The sequence below is a fragment of the Pandoraea aquatica genome (assembly GCF_902459565.1).
Taxonomy (GTDB): Bacteria; Pseudomonadota; Gammaproteobacteria; order Burkholderiales; family Burkholderiaceae; genus Pandoraea; species Pandoraea aquatica.
In genome coordinates this window covers 137,605-160,420 of record NZ_CABPSN010000011.1, presented here as the reverse complement: position 1 = coordinate 160,420, position 22,816 = coordinate 137,605, and the positions used below count along the sequence as shown (strand labels likewise).

Here is a 22,816-nt window from a genome sequence, read left to right as displayed (position 1 = left end):
GCCGGGCGTCTCAATCACACCCGGCATCGCTCAATGACTTCCGGATTACTGCTGGATGCGTGCGCTCTTGACGAGATCGCCGATCATTTGCGCCGTGGCCTTTTCCATCGCCACCTGTTCGAGTTGCTTGCGCAGCAGCGGCGCGCTCTCTTCGAACTTCGGAATCTGCGTGGCGCGCTTGTCGTCGACGCGCAAGATCCACAGTTGCTCGCCGATCTGCAACGGCTCGCTCGACACGCCGCCCTTGGGCAGCTTCACCAGCGCTTCGGCAATCGGCTGCGGCCAGTTCTGCGTGTTGCCTGCCGTGATCGGCGTCTTGAACGACACCCAGTTCAACTGACCGCCTTGCGCAGCGTTCGGCCCCTGGCTGTACCGACGCGCCAATGCCGCGAAATCGCCGCCCTTCTTCAGTTGATCGAGCACGGTTTGTGCGGTGACGGCGTCGCGCACGGCGATCACACTCGCGTGGTACTCGTTCTCGCCCAGCGTGGCGACGACCGCGTCGTACTTCGCTTTGACGTCGGCGTCGCTGACCGGCGCAGCGTTGAGGTGCTCGGTCATGAACGCGCGGGTGACGATCATCGTCTTCGCCGCTTCGACGGCCGCCTGCACTTCGGGACGCGCTTCGTAGTGCTGCTTCTGCGCCGCCTGCTTGAGCAGCTCGTTGGCGATCAGTTGCCCTTTGAACAACTCACGCAGTTGCGGGCTGTCGGGCTGGCCGCTCGCCTTGACCATCGCGTCGACGGACACCTTCGGGATCGCCACGCCATTGACGCTGGCGATGGCGTCCGCCGGCAGCGGCTTCTGTGCGTTCGCCTTGTTGTCGGCTTTGCTGTCGCCCTTGGCATCCGCCTTCACTGACGACGGCGCGGCCGCAGACTTCGCCGCCATGGCCGGTAACGTCACCCCACCCAACGCTGCGCATACCCCCGCAGCCATCCACATACGGCTGAACTTCGCTTTCATCGATACCTCTCCCACAACGTTGACGAGCGCTGCGAGCCAGTTGCCTGACGGCTCGTAGGCCCGCATCTTCGGAATTCATCCCGCCCAGTTGAGCGTGACGAGAACGACACTGCCTTTCGGCCCCATGGACGACGGCTGCACGAGCGCACGGCCCGCCATCAGCTCGCCGGAGAACGTCTGTCCACGGAACTGCCATTGCGCGCGGACCCCGGCACCGACGCCGATGAGCGTCGGCCAACCCGCTTCGGCCACCAGATGCGCTTTGCCGCCGTCGAGGAACGCGTACGGCTCCCAGCGCAGCCCTTGCCAGACGGGGGCGTTGGCCCAGACGGCTTCGTTGCGGACGTAGAAGCCGCTGTCGCCCGCGATGCCACCTTGCATGAAGCCGCGTACGGAGTCCGTCCCGCCGAGGAATATCTGCGCATTGCCGAACAGGGCGACGGCGCTGTACTGACCGGTAAGCGTGGTGCGCCACGTCCAGATCGTCGGGCCGATCTGCGCGAGCGGCATCTGGACGGTCGTGCTGGCGTCGAGCTTGGTGAACTGGGCGTGGGCGTCTTGCTTCTGAATGCCGTCGAAGTCGCGCGAGGCGTCGAGCCACGGCAAGCCCTGCGACACGCCGAGCGATGCCGTCAGCGCGCCGGGCTGGCCATTGCGCGTGAAGCGCCAGAGGCCGGACACACCGACGCGCAGGATCGTCAGGTCTTGTGGCGACAGCGGAATGTCGTTGACGTCGCGCTCGGTCGAGAGCTTCGTGAGCGTGACGTCGAGACTCACTCGCCCCGAGGACGAGCGTCTGAGCACGTTGTTCCAGCCGAAAATCTGGCTGAGCGTGCGGCCGTAGAGCAATGCCGTGCCGCCGATGATCTGCTGGTACTCGGAGAGGGCTGCGGTGTAGCTGAACGTCTGAAAGCCGTAGGGGACGGCCGCCGACACGACGAGCGCGTTGCTGTCGCGTGTGCCCACGTAGGACAGGCTCAGCGATTCCTGCAAGCCGATGACGTTACCCGCCTCCACCGACGCGCGCGTGCGCCATTTGCCGGTCGCCGTGCTGCCGTAGTTGTCGAAGCCGACGTTGTAGTTCAGACGGCTGCCGAACGGGTTCTGGATCGCCACAATCGACTCGCCCGCCGCCTGTCCGGGGAGAATCTGGATCTGCACCTGATTGCGACGCAGACGGTTGATCTGGTCGACGCCTTGTTCGAGCGCAGGGAGTTCGAGAACGTCGCCGACCGATGTGGGGAAGGCCCATGCGGTACCTGCGTCCGTCACCAGGCCGCCGCCGTCGCCTTGCTTGCCGTCGCCCGTGGCGGAGGGACGCAATGCGCCCCCGTTCAACGTGAAGCCGCTGATGCGGCCCGCGACGACCGTGATCGCCAGCGTGCCGGACGACAGGTTCTGTGGGGTGGCGAGGTAAGCGCGTGTGGTGATGAGACCACGTGCGACGAAGGCTTCCGTCAGTCGACGCATCAGTAAGTCGATGCGTCGACGCCCGAGCGATTTATGCAGGAACGGCGCGGTGATCCGGTCGAGTTCCGACGCGCTGAGGACCGTGTCGCCTTTGAAGACGATGCGGTCGATGAGGAACGTCGGCTCCGGGTCCGGCAGCGTGTCGATGTCCGCGTCGGCCGGGAGGTCCGGCACCTGCTGCGATGCGGACGACGACGACGGCGCGACATCGATCTGCGCGGGTTGACGGTCAAGTTCGCGTTGCAGCTCGCGGTTGCGTTGTTCGTCGAGCAGGCGCTGCGCGGGGTCCTGTTGCGGTGTGACGCCCGCAGGAGCGGACGGTATGGGCGGCAACCCGGGGGGCGTTTGCGCGAACGCGTTGTGCATCGCTCCGGAGACGACCATCAGCGATGCAGCAACGATGTGTGCGAGATAGGTGCGGCGAAATGTGTGGCGCATGGTCATAGGCCGAACCACGTCGTCAGACCGAGGTGCGTGCCGATTCTCGCCGGTTCGCGATACGGCACGTAGGCCGTCTCGATGCCTTGCACCGCGCGCACGCCCTTCGCCCCGGTGATGACACCGCCCTTGATTACGCCACGCCCGGTGAGCACGACTTCACCGGAAGCCGCCGAGAACAAGCCACCGTCGTTCTGCGCGTAGATCGCCGCCCAGCGATTGCCGAACCACGCCTTCAGGCCACGCGTGCCGTTGTAGGCGGTGTACCCGAGCAGGCCTTGAGCGGTGACGAGTGGCGCGTCGACCGTCAGATTGCCGCTCCATGCGATGACGTTGCCGCCGATGTTCGTCGCGCTTTGTCCGGCGGCGAGCGAGATGTTGCCCGATGCCTGCATCTGGCCGCCAAAGGACGCCGTCGTGCTCGACGCCTGCGCCCGGCAGAAGATGAAGCACGAGCGCTGGTACGACGCCTGTCCCGTCATGATTGCCTGATTGACGAGCGTGTTCGCGGCCGTCACGCGGATATCGCCGCCGTTGGTCAGCACGGTGCCGCCCACGTTGTAGACGTTGCGGCCCGAGAGCGTGACGTTGCCGGCGTCCGCGATGATGTAGGAAAGCTGGCTCGGCGCAGGAAGCGAGCCGTAGTCGACCGAGAAGCCTTCGTCGCGGGTGGAGAAGAGCAACCAGCGTCGACCACTGTTGGCGTAGGCGGTTGCAACGCCACCGTTCGCGCCTTCGGTATGGGAAATGACGTTGCTGAGATCGCCTTGCGCCGCCATCGTGACCGACTGGTTCGATTCGACGCGTGCGTTCAGATTGACGATGTCGCGAGCGGCGCGCATGACGACATCGTCGTTCACGCCGAAGACGACACCGAACGCACCGGCAGGATTGCCGGGGTCAGAGGTGTTGGTGATCGTCCCGCCGGCGTTGAAGGTGATTGCGCCCTCGGACGACGTCAATGCGCGCTCGCGTGTGACGCCCTGAATCAGACTGCTGACGTTCGTGATGTCGCCCTGAGCGTTGACGACGATGCCGCTACGCGAGGACACGAGCGTCGACTGGATCGCGCCCGCATTCGCCACGAGTACGCTGCCGCTGGACAGGTTGATCGAGCCGCCGGTAAGGATCGACGCGCCGCGCATCGCGGTTTGTCCGCTCGCCTGCCACGACAGATTGTTCGCGACGTTGATCTTGCTCGACGGGGCGAGGAGCACGTCGCCTGCGGAAGTCAGGGAGAAGTCGCCCGCGTTGGCCATCATCGCGCCTGCGTGACGCACGCCTGCGCCGAGGTCCGTCGTCAACAACTGAATGCGTCCGGACGTGATGCTGCCGGTCGGCTCGATGTCGAGGGCGATGGCGTTGGGGTTCGACTGCTGGCTGTTGGCGAACGTCACCCAGTCGTTGTTGTTGTCGTCCGGGGAGAAGCTGGTCTTGAGCGAGACCTTGCTACTACCGGCGATGACGCGCACATACGCCGTGGGCGACGAGAAATCGTTGGTGATAGGGGCGCTGACCTTGACCGTCTTGGCGATGAGCTCCAGACCGATCAGCGTGCCTGCGAGCCCGCCGCCTGTGACTTCGATGGTGCCCTGGCCGGTGTTGAGCACCACATTGCGCTGGTAAAGGCCTGGGGCGACGAGGACGTCGCTGAACGACACTTGGCCGGTGCTGAGCGCGACGTGGCCGGTGTTGACGAACGATCCTCCGTTGACGGTAATGCCGTTCGGATTCGCGAGGATGACGTTCGCGCGCGGCCCCGCCACGGCGATCTGGCCCTGAATCAGGCTGGGCGCGGTTCCCGTCACTTCGTTGACGATGGTCCGTGCGTTCATCCCTGTGTTGTTCAGGGTCGCACCGGCGCGATCGACGTTGAAGCTGGTGTATGTGTTGTGTGAGACGCCGTAGACGGGGGCTGCGATGTTGACGTTCTGACGTCCGTCCGCGCCAACGGTGACGGAGGTCGCGGTGCCGCCGTCCGGCACAATGCCGGCGGCATGGCAATGCGCGGCCGCAGCGAGCATGGTCGCCAGGCCGTACCTCGATACCCGTTGAAACTGTTGGAACCGCTGAATCCCCGAACTGCGATGACTGCGTTTACTGTGCCCGCCAATCCCGCCGGCCAACGGCGAGACTTCGCGCGTTGATTGCCAAGGCATCTGATCTTCGTTCTTTTGATTGTGATACTGCTCGCAACATCCGAAGGCCGCGTCGAATGCGACTCACAGTCACATCCTCTGCGTTCCCCGAAACGGCATCTCATGCGCCGGCTATCGTGATGTGCCAGCTTTGCGCAAGACGCCGCGCCCCTCGGATTCCTAACTGGTGAGAACCAGCCCAGACAGAGCATTACGGATCAAGATGTGGATTTCTTTAGGGTTTCGGCTTTTTTTTTATTGGATTTTTCTTAGGAAACCCGATTTATTGATGTATTGGAGTGCCACTGGTTCTCAGGGAGCCGCATGCAACACGCATTGGCGCGCTGCGCCCGCTGTGCACTTAGCCTTGGGTTGCCCGGTGCCTTGCGGCAGAAGCCTCCCCCAGAGCGACCATCGCGTCCGTGAGCTGTGCCATGTACTCCGCCATCGGTTTGCCGTCGCCCGACTGCAAGGAGATGAACGCGCCGTCGAAGCCCACCATACCGAAGTGGGCAAGTTCGTCGGCCACCGCTGTCGCCACCGCATCGCCTTCCGTGGCGAATGCGCTCTTGATCATCACCCGCATATAGTCTCGGCCCTCGTCGCGGACCTTGATCACGGTCTGCATGGCTTCCGGTGCTTCGACCGCCTGATCGCCCATCACGATCATCAGCAACAGCCGCAGGAATTCTTCGCGGTGCACGAATACTTCGCCGGTTCGTCCGAGATACCAGCCCAGCCGCTCACGCGGTGACGCGCTCTGCGGCGGATCGCGGTGTGCGTCGCGCATGGCAAGGAAAAATCCGTGCGCCCCCTCCGCCATGACCTCGGCCAGCAGCCCCGCCTTGGAACCGAAGTGGTGATAGATCGCGCTTTTGGGAATGCCCGTCGCCTCGACCAGCGCGGACATCGACGTGCCCGCGTAGCCATAGCTCGACATCACCCGAGATGCCGCCTCCAGGATCTCCTGACGCGAGCGCTGGCCCCGCCGATTGCCGATTTGCTGAATATTTTCCATTGGCGAAGTATATCGCCGAGCACTATTGGACCAATTGGTCCAATCATGGCTTTCCCTTATTTTTAGTTTTGGACCAATCGGTACAATCTTTCGCATCGAGTGTCCGGCATCTGCATTGGCTGCCGGGCCGTCAACGCAGCGAAGGAGACACCCAATGCCCCAACCCTATGACGCCGACGTTGCCATCGTCGGCTACGGCCCGACCGGCGTTATCGCCGCGCTCACGCTGGCCAAACATGGCATCTCATGCATCGTCTATGAGCGCCATCGCGATATCTATCCACGCGCCCGTGCCGTCACGGTCAACGATTGGACGATGCGCATCTTCCAGAATCTCGGTGTCGACGAGCCGGTGCTCAAGCAGATCGACCCACAGCGTGCACTGCGCTGGGTGCTGTACGACGGCACGGAGTTGATGCGCGTGGAGCATCCGCCGTCGACGCTCGGCATCAAGCCGCGCTTCTTCAACATCTACCAGCCGACGATGGAAACGACGCTGCGCGAATGCGCGGCCCGACACGCGCAGCACCTCGACGTGCGTTACGGATTGGAGGTGGTCGGTCTCGAACAGGACACCGACGGCGTCACCGTCACGACGAAGGACGCTGCGACGCAAGAGGTACAGACATCGCGCGTTCGCTACGTCATCGCGAGCGACGGCGGCAGCAGCGCCACGCGCGGCATGCTCGACGTAAAGATGCTCGGCGACACGCTGAACGTGCAATGGATCGTGATCGATTGCCGCGTCAAGCGCTGGTGGCCGGATCGCAATTTGCTGACGTTCTGGTCTGACAAGGAGCGTCCGGTTGTCGACATCGCGCTGGCGAACGGGAATCACCGTTGGGAACTGCCGTTGAAGGCGGGAGAGACCGAGGCCGATTTCGCGACACACGAACAGATCTGGCCGCTGCTCAATGCGCTGGGCGTGACGCAAGACGATGTCGAGATCCATCAGCACGCCTTCTACCGTCACCACACGCGCATGGCGCAGACGTGGCGCGTCGGCAACGTCTTTCTCGCAGGCGATGCGGCGCACTTGATGCCGCCCTGGGCAGGTGCGGGGATGCAGACCGGCATGCGCGATGCCTTCGATCTCGGATGGAAACTCGCGGGTGTGCTGAACGGCAAATTGCCGGCAGCGTTCCTCGATACCTACGAGGCGGAGCGCCGCCCCAACGCCGCGTTTTATACCGAACTGGCGGTTCAGCTGGGTCGCATCATCAAACAGGAGCTGTCCGACGAAGAACAAGCGGCGCTGGCCTGCCCGCCATCCCCCGACGCGGGTGAGCCGCCGCTCATCGCACCGCCAGTGCTCACGGCCGGCTGGCTGCGTGGCCCACTCGGCAGCGAGAGCATTGTCGGGCGCATGGTGCCGCAGCCGGTGGTCGGCGACAACCGGGGCGTCATGGCGCGTCTGGACGATCTGCTTGGGGACGGCTTTGTCCTGCTGGGCGACGACATCGATCCCGCGACGCAACTCACCGCCGACGAGAAAGCCGGCTGGGACCAGCTCGGCGCGCGATATGTCGCCTTGCGCCAGCAGCACCAGCACACACAGGGACAGGACGAATTCATCGATCTGGATGGCGTGCTTCGGCAATGGATGCACAAGTACGGCGTGCGCGTCGTTGCCTTGCGTCCGGACCGCTTCGTGGCCGCCGCCGATACCGGTGGTTTACAGGTGCCGCAGATGGAGGCACAGCAATGAGCCAGGTCGTCGAACTCGGCTATGTCGGCATCGAAGCGACGCAGCTCGACGCGTGGGAGCGCTTCGGCACCGAACTGATGGGTATGCAACTCGGCAGCCGCTCTCCAGACGCGTTGACGCTCCGCATGGATGAGAAGGCGCATCGGTGGATCGTCGTTAGCGGCACCGCAGATGACCTGGCGTTCACTGGCTTCGGCTGTGCGAGCCACGCCGATCTCGATGTGATCAGCGAACGGCTTCGCGCAAGTGGAAGCACCGTCACAGAGGGCGATGCGAAGCTTGCTGCTGCACGGGAGGTGCAGCGCATTGCGATCACTGCCGATCCTCTTGGAAATCGCGTCGAGCTGTATGTGGGGCTCGCCGATGCGCCAACACCATTCGTCTCGCCAAAGCACGTTTCGCGCTTCGTGACCGGTGAGAACGGTGCTGGCCATCAGGTACTGATCGAGAAAGGGATGGACCGGCAGCGTCTGGTCGACTGGTATGGCCTGCTCGGCTTTCGATTGACCGACGTCATCGATCAGGAAGTGGCACCGGGGATCGTCGCCAGTGTGGCGTTCCTGCATTGCAACGGAAGGCATCACTCGCTTGCGCTCGCGAACATGCCGCATCCGAAGCGCATGCATCACTTCATGATCGAAGCCGCCGACATGAACGATGTCGGCCTCGCTTTCGATCGTTGCATGGACGCGAAGCAGCCGTTCGAGATGACCCTGGGCCTGCACCCGAACGATCGCATGTTCAGCTTCTACGTGCACACGCCTTCGGGCTTCAGCGTGGAGTTCGGCTGGGGCGGACGCATCATCGACGAAACCACCTGGACCGTTCAGCACCTCGATCAACTCAGCACCTGGGGCCATCGTGCGCCCGAAGCGGTCGCGGCATTGCTGACGCCCTGAGCGTCACGCCTGCCGCCTTCCGCTCTACCACTCATCGAATCAGGAATCGACATGACACTCACACAAGCAGGTACCCGCCGTACGATCCAGACCCGCGACTGGCATCTTCACTATCACGAAGCCGGACAGGGTCATCCCGTCATTCTGTTGCATGGCAGCGGCCCGGGTGCCACTGGCTGGAGCAATTTCTCCGGCAACATCGAAGCGCTCGCGCAGCGGTTCCACGTGTATGCCGTCGACATGCCCGGTTGGGGACAGTCGGACGCAGCAACCGTTGAGCAGTTGGACCACGTCGACGCTGCGATCCAGTTCATGGATGCACTCGGTATCGAAAAGGCCGCGTTCGTCGGCAATTCGATGGGCGGACAAACGTCGCTGCGTCTCGCCACGGAGTACCCGAATCGGATCACGCATCTTGTCACGATGGGCCCGCCGGTCGGACGTCGGCCGACGCTCTTCGGCGCAGGCGACGGCCCCAGTGAAGGGCTCAAGGTGTTGATTCAGGCTTATCAGGAACCGACGGCCCACAACATGCGCCGTCTGGTCGAAGTGATGGTCTATGACAAAGCCAGGTTCGCGACGCCGGAACTGTGTCAAGCTCGCTCGGACGCGGCGCAAGCTCGCCCCGAGCACCTGCGCAATTACGTGGACGGACTGCCGAAGGGTGCGCCGTTGCCCAAGTGGGTCAAGCCGGAGTTGCTCGCTGGCATCAAGGTACCGACGCTGCTGATTCACGGACGCGACGATCGTGTGGTGTCGTTCGAAACATCGTTGTTCCTGCTCGCCAACATTCCGCACTCGCGGCTGGTGCTCATCAATCGCTGTGGACACTGGGCCATGATCGAGCATCCGGACGAGTTCAATCGTCTGGTGGGCGACTTCATCGCGAATGCGTGAGGTCGTCATGTCCGAGCACTCATTCATCGATTCGATTGCCGAGCGACTGCGAAACGCGGAGCTTGCCTGCCAGCCCATCGCGCCTGTGCGCGACGTCATCGCCCTGGACGATATGGAGACGGCTTACGCCGTACAGCAAGCGAACGTCGCGTGGCGTGTCGGTCGGGGTGAACGTGTCGTGGGACGCAAGATCGGGCTGACGTCGCTGGCGGTGCAGGCGCAGCTTGGCGTCGATCAGCCGGACTTCGGCACGCTGTTCGCCTCAATGGCATGCGGCGACAACGCGCCGATCTCGCTCGCCACGTTGATCGCGCCCAAGGTCGAGGCCGAGATCGCGCTCGTGCTCGCCCGCGATCTCACGCACACACGTCACACCTACGCCGACATTCTGTCCGCGTGTGCGTTCGCAACCGTCGCCATCGAAGTCGTCGACAGCCGGATTCGCGATTGGGATATCCGATTCGTCGACACCGTCGCCGATAACGCATCGAGCGCGCGGTTCGTTCTGGGTAGCCGACCGGTATCGCTTGCCGACATCGAACTCGCCGACAGCGCCATGACACTGTCGCGAGACGGTGAAGTGCTCTCGCGAGGCAGCGGCGCTGCGTGTCTGGGCAATCCACTCAACGCAGCCGTCTGGCTTGCCGATCGCATGGTCGCACTTGGCACGCCGTTGCGGGCGGGGGATGTCGTGCTCACCGGCGCACTCGGTCCGATGGTCGCGGTGACTGCGCCCGGCACGTACGTTGCCGACGTCGCGGGACTCGGTGCGGTTAGCGCCACGTTCTGCGTCTGAAGACACCCGGACAGCCTTCCTGAACACCCGTTGGAGTACTTGGGTGCACGCGCTCGCTCGCGTGCGCCCGGCCCTCTGACGCCCCGGAGAAAGCCATCTCATCGTAAGTCAGGCAATGCGCATCAAGCAGATAAAAGAAGCGGATACCCGCTCGAACCTTTTGGAGACAAGGTATGAAAGCAGTTGCGTTTGGTGGCGCGGCACTCGCGCTATGTAGCATCGTTTCGCAGGCCCACGGTGCGTCCGGCAGTGGCGTGACGCTTTATGGCGTGATGGACGCGGGTCTCACTTACGTCAGCAATTCGGGCGGCAGTCACAACCTGAAATTCGACGATGGCATTCAGTCACCGAACATGCTCGGCATTCGCGGTGTGGAGGAATTGGGTGGTGGCACGCATGTCGAATTCGATCTCGTGAATCAGTTTGCTGTGGGGACGGGAGCGATTCAGCCGCCGACGAAGGGCATCTTTGGGCGCAACGCTTGGATCGGCATCAGCAATGAACGCTTCGGCACGGTGCGCTTCGGCAATCAGTACGACTTCATGATCGACGCGCTGTTCTTCGGCCGCACGGATGCCGCGCTGACGGTCGGCGGCATCTACAACTTCCGGGCAGGTCCGTTTCAAAAGATTGCGCTTCCGTACAACCCGCCGTATGCGAGCCAATTCGACTGGGACCGCATGTCAGGGCAATCGGTCTCGAACTCGGTCAAGTATCAATCGCCTTCGTTTGCCGGGCTGAGCTTCGGGGCGCTCTATGGGATCGGTGGTGTGCCCGGTGCGTTAGGTAGCGGGAATACCGTGAGTGCGGGGCTGAATTACGAAAGTGGTTCGTTCGGAATGGGGGCGGCGTACACCGAGGTTAAGTATTTGCAAGCCGGAATGCCGCAAGTGGGTATTAGGAACTGGGGCGTTGGCATGCGTTACGACTTCGGTTCGCTCGGTGTCAATGCGCTGATTACCACGGTGCGTAATACGGCAAACGGTGGTGCGATCGCTCAAGGTCAAATCGGGCTGGCATACACACTGACGCCTCAGTGGCGAACCGGCATCGACTACATGTACATGAAAGGGAACGGCTACCTCGACAACAACCACGCACACCAAATATCGGCACTACTGGCCTATTCGTTTTCCAAACGGACGATGGTCTATACCGAGATGGTGTATCAGCGCACGAATGCCAACGCGCAGGCACTGGTTAGTGGTGTCATTGAACCGAATGGCACGTCGAGCGGGCCGAGTCAGATGTTGACGCGTGTGGGGGTGCTGACGCGGTTTTGAGGGGGGACGTACTGATACCTCAGGAATCAAAAAAACCGTGAGGCTTAGAGCCATCACGGTTTTTTTGATTCCCGAGGAATTCCCTGGAAAGGTGTTTGGTGCCGGCTGCAGGACTCGAACCCGCCACCTGATGATTACAAATCAACTGCTCTACCAGATGAGCTAAGCCGGCGAAGTCGTGTATTGTAACCGATTCGTCGGTCACTGCGACTACCTGTCAGTGCGAAATCGCTCGATATTTCGCAGCGCGACGCGACACCCGAAAGTCTCGCGTCTCACCGCCGTCACGAATTACTTCACGACCTTCAGGTGTGCACGTCCGGCGTTGCCGCCAGCCGCGCCATTACCGCCACCGGGACGCGTCGGATCCGGATCGTCGCCTTCCGGCTCCTGCACCGTCGGCACCGCTTCCAGCTCGGGGCTCTCGTCTGCAGACGCCTGCTTGTCGACCGGGAACGCCATACCCTGACCGTTCTCGCGAGCATAAATCGCCAGCACGTTCGGCACCTGCACTTCCACCTTCTGCGAGATGCCGCCAAAGCGGGCGCTGAATTCAATCCAGTCGTTGCCCATCTGCAATCCGCTCGTGGCGTCGAAGCTGATGTTCAGCACGATCTCGCCATCTTTCACAAACTCGCGCGGAACACGCGTTCTGGCATCGACATGCACGGCCAGATACGGCGTGTACCCATTGTCGGTACACCACTCGTACAGCGCGCGCAGTAAATAAGGCTTGGTAGACGTTTCAGGCATATAACCAACTTATCCCGCCGCGAAGCCCGTTCGCCATTCCCGGCAAACCAGCCTCGCCAGCGGGCATGTCAACACATTAGCGACGCATGACCTTTTCGGACGGCGTCAGTGCTTCAATGTACGCCGGACGGCTGAAAATCCGCTCGGCATACTTCATCAACGGTGCAGCGTTCTTCGACAGCTCAATGCCGTAGTGATCCAGACGCCACAGCAGCGGCGCAATCGCCACGTCGAGCATCGAGAACTCCTCACCCAACATGTACTTGTTCTTCACGAAAATCGGCGCAAGCTGCGTCAGACGATCGCGAATCGACAAACGTGCCTTCTCGTGATTCTTTTCCGCTGCCTTGCCCTTCTCGTTCTCGAGCGCGCTCACATGCACGAACAGCTCTTTCTCGAAGTTGAACAGGAACAGACGCGCACGCGCACGCTGCACCGGATCAGCCGGCATCAGCTGCGGATGCGGGAAACGTTCGTCAATGTACTCATTGATGATGTTCGATTCGTACAGAATCAGGTCGCGCTCGACAAGAATCGGCACCTGACCGTACGGGTTCATCACCGCAATGTCTTCCGGCTTGTTGAACAGATCGACGTCACGGATTTCGAAATCCATGCCCTTTTCGAACAGAACCAGCCGGCAACGCTGGGAGAAGGGGCACGTCGTGCCCGAGTACAAAACCATCATAGCGCGTCTTCCTTAAAAACCAACGGGGCCGGGGCGGGAAACCGAGCTTCCCAAACCCTGGCCCCGTCGTACAGACGTTATTTTACTTCACGTCCTTCCAATAGGCCGAATTCAGGCGCCAGGCAAGTACCGTAAAGAGTCCAAGGAACAAAAGAACCCAGACACCCAACTGCCGACGCGTCCGTTGCGCCGGCTCCGACATCCAATCCAGATAAGATACCAAATCCGCCATAGCAGAATCAAATTCCACTGGCTTCATCGTCCCTTGAGTGATCTGCACGAACTGCGCCGGACCATGTTCCGCCCCCTCCACGTGCTTCAGCCCCCGCTGTCCCTGCAACTGCCAGAACGGGTTCGGCATGCCCACATTAGGGAACGCGACGTTATTCCAACCGGTCGGACGGGAATCGTCCCGGTAGAAGGTACGCAAGTAGGTGTACAGCCAGTCCGTGCCCTTGGCGCGGGCCTCGACCGACAGGTCGGGCGGGGCCGAGCCGAACCACTCCTTGGCGTCCGCCGTGCGCATGGCGACGGTCATCGTCTCGCCGATCTTGTCGGTCGTGAAGAGCAGATTGTTCTTGATCTCCACGTCCGATAAGCCCAGATCCTTGAGCCGCGAATACCGCATCGACGCCGCCGAGTGGCAGTTCAGGCAGTAGTTCACAAACATCTTGGCGCCCCGCTGCAGCGACGCCAGATCGTCGATCCGGTTGGGCGCCGTGTCCAGCGGCCCACCCTCTTCAGCCAAAGCCGGCGCCGTGAAGCCACTCAGAAGCGCCAGGATAAGCAACAGTTTTCTCATCTTGATATCCCTAGTCGTCGTTTGAGTGCGCTCAGTGCGCCGCGAAGGTCACGCGCTCCGGCACCGGCTTGAAGGTGCCGCGCTTGCTCCACAGCGGCATCAGCCAGAAGAATCCGAAGTAATACAGCGCACCAACCTGCGAAATAGCCGTCTTCACGGGCGTCGGTTCCTGGATCCCCAGATACCCCAGCACCGCAAAAACAACGACGAGAATACCCAGCAACACCTTATGGAATCCCGGACGGTAACGAATCGACTTCACCGGGCTATGGTCGAGCCACGGCAGGAAGAACAGCGTCACCACCGCGCCGCCCATCACCACCACGCCCCAGAACTTCGCCTCGGTCAGGTACATCGCCAGCAGCAACAACACCACGCCGCCCGATGCGGCCACCTTGGTGGTCACCGCCGCCTTGCCCTTGACCCACCAGACCGCCGTGACCAGCACCGCCACGCCCATCAGCAAATGCTTGAAGTCGTCGGTCGTGGCGCGCAGCATCGAATAGAACGGCGTGAAATACCACACCGGTGCGATGTGCGGCGGCGTCTTGAGAGGGTCCGACGGGATGAAGTTGTTCGCTTCCAGGAAGTAGCCGCCCATCGTCGGCGCGAAGAACACGATCGCCGAGAAGACCATCAGGAACACGCCCACGCCCATGATGTCGTGGACCGTGTAGTACGGATGGAACGGAATGCCGTCGAGCGGACGGCCGTTGGCGTCCTTCTTGTCCTTGATTTCGATGCCGTCCGGGTTGTTCGACCCAACTTCGTGCAACGCAATGATGTGCGCGACGATCAGCCCGATGAGCACCAGCGGAATCGCAATCACGTGGAACGCGAAGAAGCGGTTGAGCGTGGCGTCTGACACCACGTAGTCGCCGCGAATCCACAGCGACAGGTCCGGACCGATGAACGGAATCGCCGAGAACAGGTTCACGATCACCTGTGCGCCCCAGTAGGACATCTGGCCCCACGGCAGCAGGTAGCCCATGAACGCCTCGGCCATCAGGCACAGGAAGATCAGGCAGCCGAACACCCAGACCAGCTCGCGCGGCTTACGGTACGAGCCGTAGAGCAGCCCGCGGAACATGTGCAGATACACCACGACGAAGAACATCGAGGCGCCCGTCGAATGCATGTAGCGGATGAGCCAGCCCCACGGCACTTCACGCATGATGTACTCGACCGACGCGAACGCGAGATTGGCGTCGGGCTTGTAGTTCATCACCAGGAAGATGCCGGTGAGGATCTGGATCACCAGCACCAGCATGGCCAGCGAGCCGAAGAAGTACCAGAAATTGAAGTTCTTGGGCGCGTAATACTCGGATGCGTGGTCTTTCCAGAGCTGCGTGAGCGGAAACCGGCGGTCGATCCAGCCCAGCAAGCCCGTCGTGTCGACTTGTTTGTCGGCGGCCATTTACGCTTCTCCTTTTTCGTCTTTACCGATCACGATCTTGCTGTCGCTCAGGAACATGAAACGAGGAACGTCGAGATTCTTTGGCGCCGGCTTGTTCTTGAAAACACGGCCAGACATATCGTAGGTCGAACCATGGCACGGGCAAAGGAAGCCCGGGTCCTGGCCAAGGGCCGGAATGGTATTCGCCACGTAGGGGCCGGAAGGGATGCAGCCGAGGTGAGTACAGACGCCGATGACGACGAGCAGATCCTTATGCTCGACGCGCGTGCGGAACTCGTTCTTGGCGTAATCCGGCATCGGAAAGGAAAACGTTTCCTTGGAGTCCGGATCGGCCAGTTCGGCGGTCACTTTGGACAGCGAAGCCATTTCGTCGGGCGTGCGGCGTACGATCCACACGGGAAGGCCGCGCCAGGCGACCGTCATCTTCTCACCGGGCCGCAACCCGCTGATATCGGCTTCGACGGGCGCTCCGCCAGCCTTGGCGCGCTCCGACGGTTCGAGGGAACTGACGAAAGGAACCAAGGTTGCAACGCCGCCTACGCCTCCAGCTACGGACGTTGCAATCAAAAGGTTCCGGCGGTTGCTGTCGACGGCACGTTTCTGATTGTTACTCATCACAAGCCCCACACGGTTGAATTTGTATTTCCGTCAACCTTAAATCATACGCGAGCGTAAATGCCTGAAACAACGGCAAAACGCCTCAGTCTCCTAGTGGTTTTCGCGTATTTTCAAAGGATTAACGTACCCTGCGGGTGGCTACCGCCCACCCGGGGTTTCGCTTTTGGGATGCTGCTCGAGAACCGCTATGATCGCCGCTTTCGTTGACGCGTGCACGACATTTAGTCATCATTTTCCTTGTCTCGCCCCGGTGACATCGTGCGCGACAGCGATGCTCCCCCCGGCCACTCATTCAAATAGCGGAGGAATGGCATGAGCTTCATGTCGGAATTCAAGGAATTTGCCGTCAAAGGCAATGTGATCGATCTCGCCGTCGGTGTGATCATCGGCGGGGCCTTCGGCAAGATCGTCGATTCGGTCGTCAAAGACCTGATCATGCCGATCGTCGGCGCGATCTTCGGCGGACTGGACTTCTCGAGCAAATTCATCCTGCTCGGCACCATCCCGCCAGACTTCAAAGGCAACCCCACGTCCTACGCCGACCTGACCAAGGCCGGTGTGGCCGTGTTCGGCTACGGTAACTTCATTACCGTAGCCCTGAACTTCCTGATTCTGGCATTCATCATCTTCATGATGGTCAAGCAGATCAACCGACTGAAGCGTCCGGAACCGGAAGCGCCGGCCGCCCCGGCAGCGACCCCGGAAGACATTGTTTTGCTGCGCGAAATACGCGACAGCCTCAAGAAGCAGAACGGCTAAGACCCACTTTGCCCCCTCAGCCCCCGTCAATCGGGGGCTTTTTGTGTTCTTTGCAATATAATCGCGAGCTAACTTTCTCCCTCGCGCCGCCATCCGACGACTGGCTTTCCCGTCTGAAATCGGGCAAGACCTGAGCTGCGGGGGATTGCCCCTCCTATCGCATCAGGAAACAACGATGAAAGCAGTGATTCTTGCGGGCGGCCTGGGTACACGCATCAGCGAGGAAACCTCCGTGCGCCCCAAACCCATGGTTGAAGTCGGAGGCAAGCCGATTCTGTGGCATATCATGAAAATCTATTCCCATTACGGGATTAACGACTTCATTATTTGCTGCGGCTATCGAGGCTACGTCATCAAAGAGTACTTCGCCAACTACTTCCTTCACATGTCGGACGTCACGTTCGATATGTCGAACAACCGAATGGAAGTCCATCAGCGTTATGCCGAGCCGTGGCGCGTCACCCTGGTCGATACTGGCGAAGCCACGATGACCGGCGGGCGCTTGCGGCGCGTTCGGGAATATGTCGAAAGCGACGACGCGTTTTGCTTCACCTATGGCGATGGCGTGAGCGATGTCGACATCGGACGTCTGGTCGCCTTTCACAAGGAACAGAAGGTTCTGGCGACCCTCACCGCGACCTACCCCCCGGGTCGCTTTGGCGCACTGGATATTCACGACGACAGGGTTTCAACGTTCAAGGAAAAACCCAAAGGCGATGGCGGCCTGATCAATGGCGGCTTCTTTGTATTGTCACCGAAAGTGATCGACCTCATTGACGGGGACGACACAATTTGGGAACAAAGACCACTGGAAATCCTTGCAGCGCGCAACGAATTGGCCGCATTCGCGCATGAAGGCTTTTGGCAACCGATGGATACGCTTCGCGACAAAACGCATCTCGAGGCCTTGTGGGCCTCCGGTAGCGCCCCCTGGAAGGTGTGGGAATGAAACCCGCTTTCTGGCAAGGCAAGCGCGTTTTCCTGACCGGACACACCGGCTTCAAAGGAAGCTGGCTGGCGCTCTGGCTGCAGCGCTCAGGTGCGATCCTGACCGGCTACGCGCTCCCGCCCGCCACAGATCCCAGTTTGTTTGACGTCGCCGAAGTCAGCACCGGCATGACCTCGATTTTCGGCGACATCAGAGACCCGGCTGCGCTCGATGCTGCAATGCAGGCGGCTCAGCCCGAGATCGTCTTTCATTTGGCGGCACAGCCGTTGGTGCGGTATTCATACGCCAATCCCGTGGAGACGTACTCGACTAACGTCATGGGACTGGTGCATTTGTTTGAGGCCATCCGAAAAACGCCTTCGGTACGGGCCGTCGTCAATGTGACGAGCGACAAATGCTACGAGAATCACGAGTGGGTGTGGGGATACCGGGAAACCGACGCCATGGGCGGCCACGACCCTTATAGCAACAGCAAAGGCTGTGCCGAGCTGGTCACGCAGGCCTATCGGGACTCGTTCTTCGGCGACACTTCCCAGGTCTGCCTCGCCAGTGCACGGGCGGGCAACGTGATCGGCGGCGGCGATTGGGCACTGGACCGCCTGGTCCCCGACATCATTCGAGCCATTGAAGCAGGATGTCCGGTCCAGATCAGAAGTCCCCAATCGATCCGGCCGTGGCAGCACGTGCTCGAACCGTTGTCCGGGTATCTTCAACTCGCCGAACGCCTGTTCTCCGAAGGGAGCGCTTTCGCGCAAGGCTGGAATTTCGGCCCGGCCGACGCAGACGCGAAGCCTGTCCAATGGATCGTGGAGCGCCTCGTCTCCGAATGGGGCGACGGCGCAACCTACGAGATCGACACAGCCGGCGCCACTCATCACGAGGCCCGTTACCTCAAGCTGGATTGCTCGAAGGCCGCGGCGTTGCTCGACTGGACACCACGCTGGGACCTCAGCACGACCCTAACGCGAATCTGCGAGTGGCACAAAGCCCTGCATACCGGAACGGATATGCGCGCTGTCACACTTTCGCAGATCGACTCATTCGAAAAAGCGCGCCCCGCGCCCTAGAACCCAAATGAACAACGACACCCGCAAACAACAGCTGCGAGAAAACATTGCAGCCCTGGTCGACGAATACGCGTCGATCGCCCTCACCCCGCCCGCATTCGAACCCGGGCAGACCATGATTCCGCCGTCGGGGAAGGTGATCGACGGCGCCGAACTCAAGAATATGGTGGAGGCGTCGCTCGATGGCTGGTTGACCACGGGCCGTTTTAACGACGTTTTCGAAAAACGCCTGGCGCAGTATCTGGGGGTCAAGCACTTGCTGACCACGAATTCCGGGTCTTCCGCCAATCTGCTCGCGTTCTCTGCCCTCACGTCGCCCAAGCTGGGCAGCCGAGCCATCGGCAAGGGAGACGAAGTCATTGGCGTAGCGGCCGGATTCCCGACGACCGTCAATCCGATCCTGCAGTTCGGCGCTGTCCCGGTGTTCGTCGACATCGACATTCCGACCTACAACATCGCGCCGGAAAAAATTGAAGCCGCCATTGGCCCGCGCACCAAGGCCATCATGCTGGCACACACGCTGGGCAACCCGTACAACCTACAAGTCGTTCGGGAAATTTGCGATCGCCACGGACTTTGGCTGATCGAAGATTGTTGTGACGCCTTGGGTTCGCGCTACGACGGCAAGCTCGTGGGCACGTTCGGCGATATCGGCACTCTGAGTTTCTACCCGGCCCATCACATTACGATGGGCGAAGGCGGCGCGGTATTTACCAACGATTACGAACTCAAGCAGATCATCGAATCGTTCCGCGACTGGGGCCGCGATTGCTACTGCCCACCGGGCAAGGACAACACCTGCGGAAAACGCTTCTGCTGGAAACTCGGCAATTTGCCCGAAGGCTACGATCACAAGTACACCTACTCGCATCTCGGGTACAACCTGAAGATCACCGACATGCAGGCGGCATGCGCGCTGGCACAAATGGACAAGCTCGACGGCTTCATCCAGGCGCGTAAGGACAATTTCCAGTATCTGACCGAAAAGCTCGCCGGATGCGAGGAATTTCTGATCCTGCCCAAGGCCACTGAAAATAGCGATCCGTCCTGGTTCGGCTATCCGATTACGCTGAGTGATGCGGCCAATGTGCAGCGCGTCGAACTGCTGCGTTACCTGGATCAGGAGAAGATCGGCACGCGCCTGCTGTTTGCCGGCAACCTGACTCGCCAGCCCTATATGCAAAACCAGCACTATCGAGTCTCCGGCGAGTTGACGAACACCGACATTGTCATGAACAACACGTTCTGGCTTGGTGTCTATCCGGGGCTATCGAAAGCCATGCTCGACCACGTTGCCTACCATCTGGAAACGTTCTTTGGCGTGAATTTCTGACGCGATGTCACACGGGAATATCCTGGAGATCGATCTCGCGCGCTTCCTGGACGTTGCCAGCGAACGCATGGCCACGCTGCGCGGCGCGCGCATCTTCATGACCGGCGGCACCGGCTTCGTCGGCAAGTGGCTCCTGGAGACGCTGCTCTACAGCAACCGCCGTCTCGGACTTGGCGTCAGTGTCACGGTTCTGAGCCGGAACCCGACTGAGTTTGCGCTGGCGCACCCACATCTCGCGTCAGATAAGGCGCTGACCATGATGGGCGGCGATGTTCGGACGTTTACCCGAGCACCGGGCACGTTTTCCCACGTGATTCATGCGGCAACGGACGTCGCAGCGCACTCGTCGCCCATCGCGCTTTTCGACACCACGGTAAGTGGCACCCTGCGTGTTCTTGCCGCCGCGCGCGACGCGGGAGCTCAGAACGTTCTTCTGGTGAGCTCCGGTGCCGTCTACGGCCAGCAACCGGCCTCGTTGACACGCATTGCAGAAGATTATCCCGGCACGCCGCTTGGGCTCGACAGCCGTCAGGCGTACGCACAAGGCAAGCGAGCCGCCGAATGGCTGTCCGTCACCGGCGCGGAAGAACACTACCCTATCGCCCGAATCGCGAGGTGCTTCGCGTTTGTCGGCCCCTATATACCGCTAGCCAGCCATCTTGCGGTCGGCAACTTCCTGCTTGACCGAAACACAGGCAAGCCGATTGTCGTGAATGGCGACGGAACGCCGTTGCGCAGCTACCTTTACGCGTCCGACCTGGCATGGTGGCTGTGGACAATTCTCCTGGATGGCGTTCCCGGAGAAGCCTATAACGTAGGCTCGGAAGAAGCGATTAGCATCGGCGACCTCGCGCACCGCATTGCGTCGCTGGACGACGGCATTGCAGGTGTATCGATACAGGGTGTGCCTGACAGCAGCAGGCCCGTGCAACGCTACGTGCCGTGCACGCGAAAAGCCCGGGAAACACTCGGACTGCACACTACGGTTTCGCTCGACGAAGGTCTTACCCGCACACTCCAGTGGATTCGACAGTCCGCTATCTCTCGTCATCCGTCATGAACAGACCGCAACTCCATGCCGCCCAATTGCGCCAGACGATTCTCGATATGGCGAAGGCGGGCTCAACCGTCCATATCGGCTGCGCGTTTTCAATCGTAGAGATGCTGGCGGTTCTCTATCGATCGCATCTTCGCTTCGGCCCCTCACAATCGCCTGAAGACCCCGAGCGGGACTATCTGGTGCTGAGCAAGGGACACGGCGTGATGGCGCAGTACGCATGCATGAACGCCTTGGGGTGGCTTGATGATGCCGAACTCGATCGCTATTTCGGTGACGGAACGCGTTTGAAGGGACTGGCGGACATTCACGTGCCCGGTATCGAGGCGACCACAGGGTCGTTGGGGCATGGCTTGCCAATCGGAGCGGGACTGGCGCTAGGCGCAAAACGCAAGGGGAGTGACCAGAGGTGCTTCGTTATCGCGGGCGACGGTGAAATGAACGAAGGCAGCATGTGGGAGGCGATGCTTTTTGCAACGCAGTTCGGACTGGATAACCTCATCGTCATTGTTGACGAGAATCGATTTCAGGCAATGGGGGCGACGAATGCCGTCATGAAACTCGATCAACTGGAACAACGTTTCACTGCGTTCGGCTTCGACGCAGTGACAATCGACGGCCATGATGAAGCGGCACTCGACGCGGCCATTCGATCGCTCACCGAACGTAGAAATCAAAAACCCAAGGCTATCGTCGCGCAAACCATAAAGGGGAAGGGCGTCAGCTTTATGGAGAATGACAACAGCTGGCACTACACCCGTCTCAATGATGAGACTTACGCACGAGCCACGAAGGAGCTTGGACTCGCATGAGAGCAGCCTTCTCACGTCTTCTGACGCAAGCGGCACGGCAAGACGCCCGCATTCTGTTGCTCACTGGCGACCACGGCTATGCACTGTTCGATGAATTTCGTCGTGCGGTGCCCGATCAGTTCATCAACTGCGGCGTCGCAGAACAGAACATGGTGGGTGTCGCAGCCGGTCTCGCCATGGCCGGATTCCGGCCGATCGTGTATGGGTTGAGTGCCTTTGTCCCCATTCGGGTGCTTGAGCAGATCAAGCTGGACGTCTGTTACGCGAACTTGCCCGTTTGCTTTGTCGGCGATGGCGCGGGAGTCGTCTATGCACAACTCGGAACAAGCCACCAAAGCACGGAAGATGTCGCCGCCTTGAGAGCGGTCCCCAATATCGATATCCAGTCGCCATCCGACAAGTTCGAGCTCGAGTACTGCTTTAGCGCATTTCTCGACACAAGTAAGCCGATATATCTGCGCTTCGGCAAATCGGATTGCGGCGACATTCATGACGCGGTGCCGATGGCCGCGGATGTTCCGAAAGGCGATCTCATTCAAGTTCGCCCCGGAGCCGCACCATTCGCCTTTGTGGCGACAGGATCGATGGTCAGCCGGGCCGTGCAGCTAGCCGATGCGATTGGCGGAGTTCCGGTGTGGAGCGCCCCTTATCTTGAACCGTTCAATCGCGCACAGCTCCACCGGATATCGGCGCCCTTCGAACGCATATTTACATTCGAGGAGCACTCCACGCGCGGCGGGCTGGGGTCGTTGGTGGCAGAAGTACTTAGCGAATCGTCCGTGACGCGAGTCACGCGATTCGGCATCGACAATCGATTCTCTGAGACCTGCGGCAACTATGCCCATCTGATGGAACAGCACGGTCTGGGCATCGACTCACTGCGCATGCAGGTCGCAAAACTGTACCCGGCGGTTCCGACCCAACCTTCTTCAGGCACGAACAAGTAGC

At 60.9% G+C, this 22,816-nt stretch carries 21 protein-coding genes and 1 tRNA gene; 12 read left to right on the top strand and 10 right to left on the bottom strand.

Annotation, left to right across the window (positions count from 1 at the left end; genetic code table 11):
* Nucleotides 1-45 precede the first annotated feature (45 nt).
* The 4 genes from PAQ31011_RS25210 to PAQ31011_RS25195 all read right to left on the bottom strand — a co-directional run bounded on the left by PAQ31011_RS25210 (nt 46) and on the right by PAQ31011_RS25195 (nt 6,030).
* Entirely contained in the window at nt 46-966 is a 921-nt protein-coding gene (locus PAQ31011_RS25210; RefSeq protein WP_246179777.1) for a peptidylprolyl isomerase, read from the bottom strand.
* Between the two features lie 75 nt (nt 967-1,041).
* Nucleotides 1,042-2,874 (bottom strand): ShlB/FhaC/HecB family hemolysin secretion/activation protein, encoded by a 1,833-nt coding sequence (locus PAQ31011_RS25205; protein ID WP_246179775.1) that lies wholly within the window; start codon nt 2,872-2,874, stop codon nt 1,042-1,044.
* 2 nt (nt 2,875-2,876) lie between these two features.
* Entirely contained in the window at nt 2,877-4,898 is a 2,022-nt protein-coding gene (locus PAQ31011_RS25200; protein WP_150578358.1) for a filamentous hemagglutinin N-terminal domain-containing protein, read from the bottom strand.
* A gap of 475 nt (nt 4,899-5,373) precedes the next feature.
* Nucleotides 5,374-6,030 carry a TetR/AcrR family transcriptional regulator gene (locus tag PAQ31011_RS25195; RefSeq protein WP_150578357.1) on the bottom strand — a complete coding sequence of 219 codons (657 nt, stop codon included), beginning with the start codon at nt 6,028-6,030 and terminating at the stop codon, nt 5,374-5,376.
* 154 nt (nt 6,031-6,184) lie between these two features.
* Between PAQ31011_RS25195 and PAQ31011_RS25190 the strand changes: the two genes are divergently transcribed.
* From PAQ31011_RS25190 to PAQ31011_RS25170, 5 genes are all read left to right on the top strand, one after another.
* The gene (locus PAQ31011_RS25190; RefSeq protein ID WP_150578356.1) at nt 6,185-7,738 is read left to right on the top strand and encodes a bifunctional 3-(3-hydroxy-phenyl)propionate/3-hydroxycinnamic acid hydroxylase; all 1,554 of its coding nucleotides are present in this window, start codon (nt 6,185-6,187) and stop codon (nt 7,736-7,738) included.
* Complete coding sequence (locus tag PAQ31011_RS25185) at nt 7,735-8,637, top strand: VOC family protein (protein WP_150578355.1); 903 nt, start codon at nt 7,735-7,737, stop codon at nt 8,635-8,637. Before PAQ31011_RS25190 ends, PAQ31011_RS25185 begins: the two co-directional genes overlap by 4 nt.
* Before the next feature lie 51 nt (nt 8,638-8,688).
* Complete coding sequence (locus PAQ31011_RS25180; protein ID WP_150578354.1) at nt 8,689-9,534, top strand: alpha/beta fold hydrolase; 846 nt, start codon at nt 8,689-8,691, stop codon at nt 9,532-9,534.
* 7 nt (nt 9,535-9,541) lie between these two features.
* A complete protein-coding gene (locus PAQ31011_RS25175; protein WP_150578353.1) occupies nt 9,542-10,330 on the top strand; it encodes a 2-keto-4-pentenoate hydratase in 789 nt (262 codons plus the stop codon).
* 173 nt (nt 10,331-10,503) lie between these two features.
* Entirely contained in the window at nt 10,504-11,613 is a 1,110-nt protein-coding gene (locus tag PAQ31011_RS25170; RefSeq protein ID WP_150578352.1) for a porin, read from the top strand.
* 96 nt (nt 11,614-11,709) lie between these two features.
* Here the strand turns inward: PAQ31011_RS25170 and PAQ31011_RS25165 are convergent.
* The 6 genes from PAQ31011_RS25165 to petA form a co-directional block, all read right to left on the bottom strand.
* A tRNA-Thr gene (locus PAQ31011_RS25165) sits at nt 11,710-11,785 on the bottom strand.
* Between the two features lie 119 nt (nt 11,786-11,904).
* The gene (locus tag PAQ31011_RS25160; protein WP_150578351.1) at nt 11,905-12,366 is read right to left on the bottom strand and encodes a ClpXP protease specificity-enhancing factor; all 462 of its coding nucleotides are present in this window, start codon (nt 12,364-12,366) and stop codon (nt 11,905-11,907) included.
* A gap of 76 nt (nt 12,367-12,442) precedes the next feature.
* Entirely contained in the window at nt 12,443-13,054 is a 612-nt protein-coding gene (locus PAQ31011_RS25155) for a glutathione S-transferase N-terminal domain-containing protein (RefSeq protein ID WP_044457268.1), read from the bottom strand.
* A gap of 82 nt (nt 13,055-13,136) precedes the next feature.
* Entirely contained in the window at nt 13,137-13,856 is a 720-nt protein-coding gene (locus tag PAQ31011_RS25150; protein WP_150578350.1) for a cytochrome c1, read from the bottom strand.
* Nucleotides 13,857-13,887: 31 nt separating this feature from the next.
* Nucleotides 13,888-15,273 carry a cytochrome b gene (locus PAQ31011_RS25145; protein ID WP_150578349.1) on the bottom strand — a complete coding sequence of 462 codons (1,386 nt, stop codon included), beginning with the start codon at nt 15,271-15,273 and terminating at the stop codon, nt 13,888-13,890.
* Nucleotides 15,274-15,888, bottom strand: a complete 615-nt coding sequence (gene petA / locus PAQ31011_RS25140) for a ubiquinol-cytochrome c reductase iron-sulfur subunit (protein WP_150578348.1) — start codon at nt 15,886-15,888, stop codon at nt 15,274-15,276.
* Nucleotides 15,889-16,203: 315 nt separating this feature from the next.
* Between petA and mscL the strand changes: the two genes are divergently transcribed.
* The 7 genes from mscL (at nt 16,204) to PAQ31011_RS25105 (ending at nt 22,815) form a co-directional block, all read left to right on the top strand.
* On the top strand, nt 16,204-16,650 hold the full coding sequence (gene mscL, locus PAQ31011_RS25135; protein WP_150578347.1) for a large conductance mechanosensitive channel protein MscL: 447 nt from the start codon (nt 16,204-16,206) through the stop codon (nt 16,648-16,650).
* Between the two features lie 175 nt (nt 16,651-16,825).
* A complete protein-coding gene (rfbF, locus tag PAQ31011_RS25130; protein ID WP_150578346.1) occupies nt 16,826-17,599 on the top strand; it encodes a glucose-1-phosphate cytidylyltransferase in 774 nt (257 codons plus the stop codon).
* Nucleotides 17,596-18,666: a CDP-glucose 4,6-dehydratase gene (gene rfbG / locus PAQ31011_RS25125; RefSeq protein ID WP_150578345.1), complete on the top strand. Its 1,071-nt coding sequence runs from the start codon at nt 17,596-17,598 to the stop codon at nt 18,664-18,666. Before rfbF ends, rfbG begins: the two co-directional genes overlap by 4 nt.
* Nucleotides 18,667-18,673: 7 nt before the next feature.
* Nucleotides 18,674-19,999 carry a lipopolysaccharide biosynthesis protein RfbH gene (rfbH, locus tag PAQ31011_RS25120; RefSeq protein ID WP_150578344.1) on the top strand — a complete coding sequence of 442 codons (1,326 nt, stop codon included), beginning with the start codon at nt 18,674-18,676 and terminating at the stop codon, nt 19,997-19,999.
* Between the two features lie 4 nt (nt 20,000-20,003).
* Nucleotides 20,004-21,059 carry an NAD-dependent epimerase/dehydratase family protein gene (locus PAQ31011_RS25115; protein WP_217424896.1) on the top strand — a complete coding sequence of 352 codons (1,056 nt, stop codon included), beginning with the start codon at nt 20,004-20,006 and terminating at the stop codon, nt 21,057-21,059.
* The gene (locus PAQ31011_RS25110) at nt 21,056-21,868 is read left to right on the top strand and encodes a transketolase (protein WP_150578343.1); all 813 of its coding nucleotides are present in this window, start codon (nt 21,056-21,058) and stop codon (nt 21,866-21,868) included. The genes PAQ31011_RS25115 and PAQ31011_RS25110 overlap by 4 nt, the downstream gene beginning before the upstream one ends.
* Nucleotides 21,865-22,815 (top strand): transketolase family protein, encoded by a 951-nt coding sequence (locus PAQ31011_RS25105; RefSeq protein WP_150578342.1) that lies wholly within the window; start codon nt 21,865-21,867, stop codon nt 22,813-22,815. The genes PAQ31011_RS25110 and PAQ31011_RS25105 overlap by 4 nt, the downstream gene beginning before the upstream one ends.
* Nucleotide 22,816 lies beyond the last annotated feature (1 nt).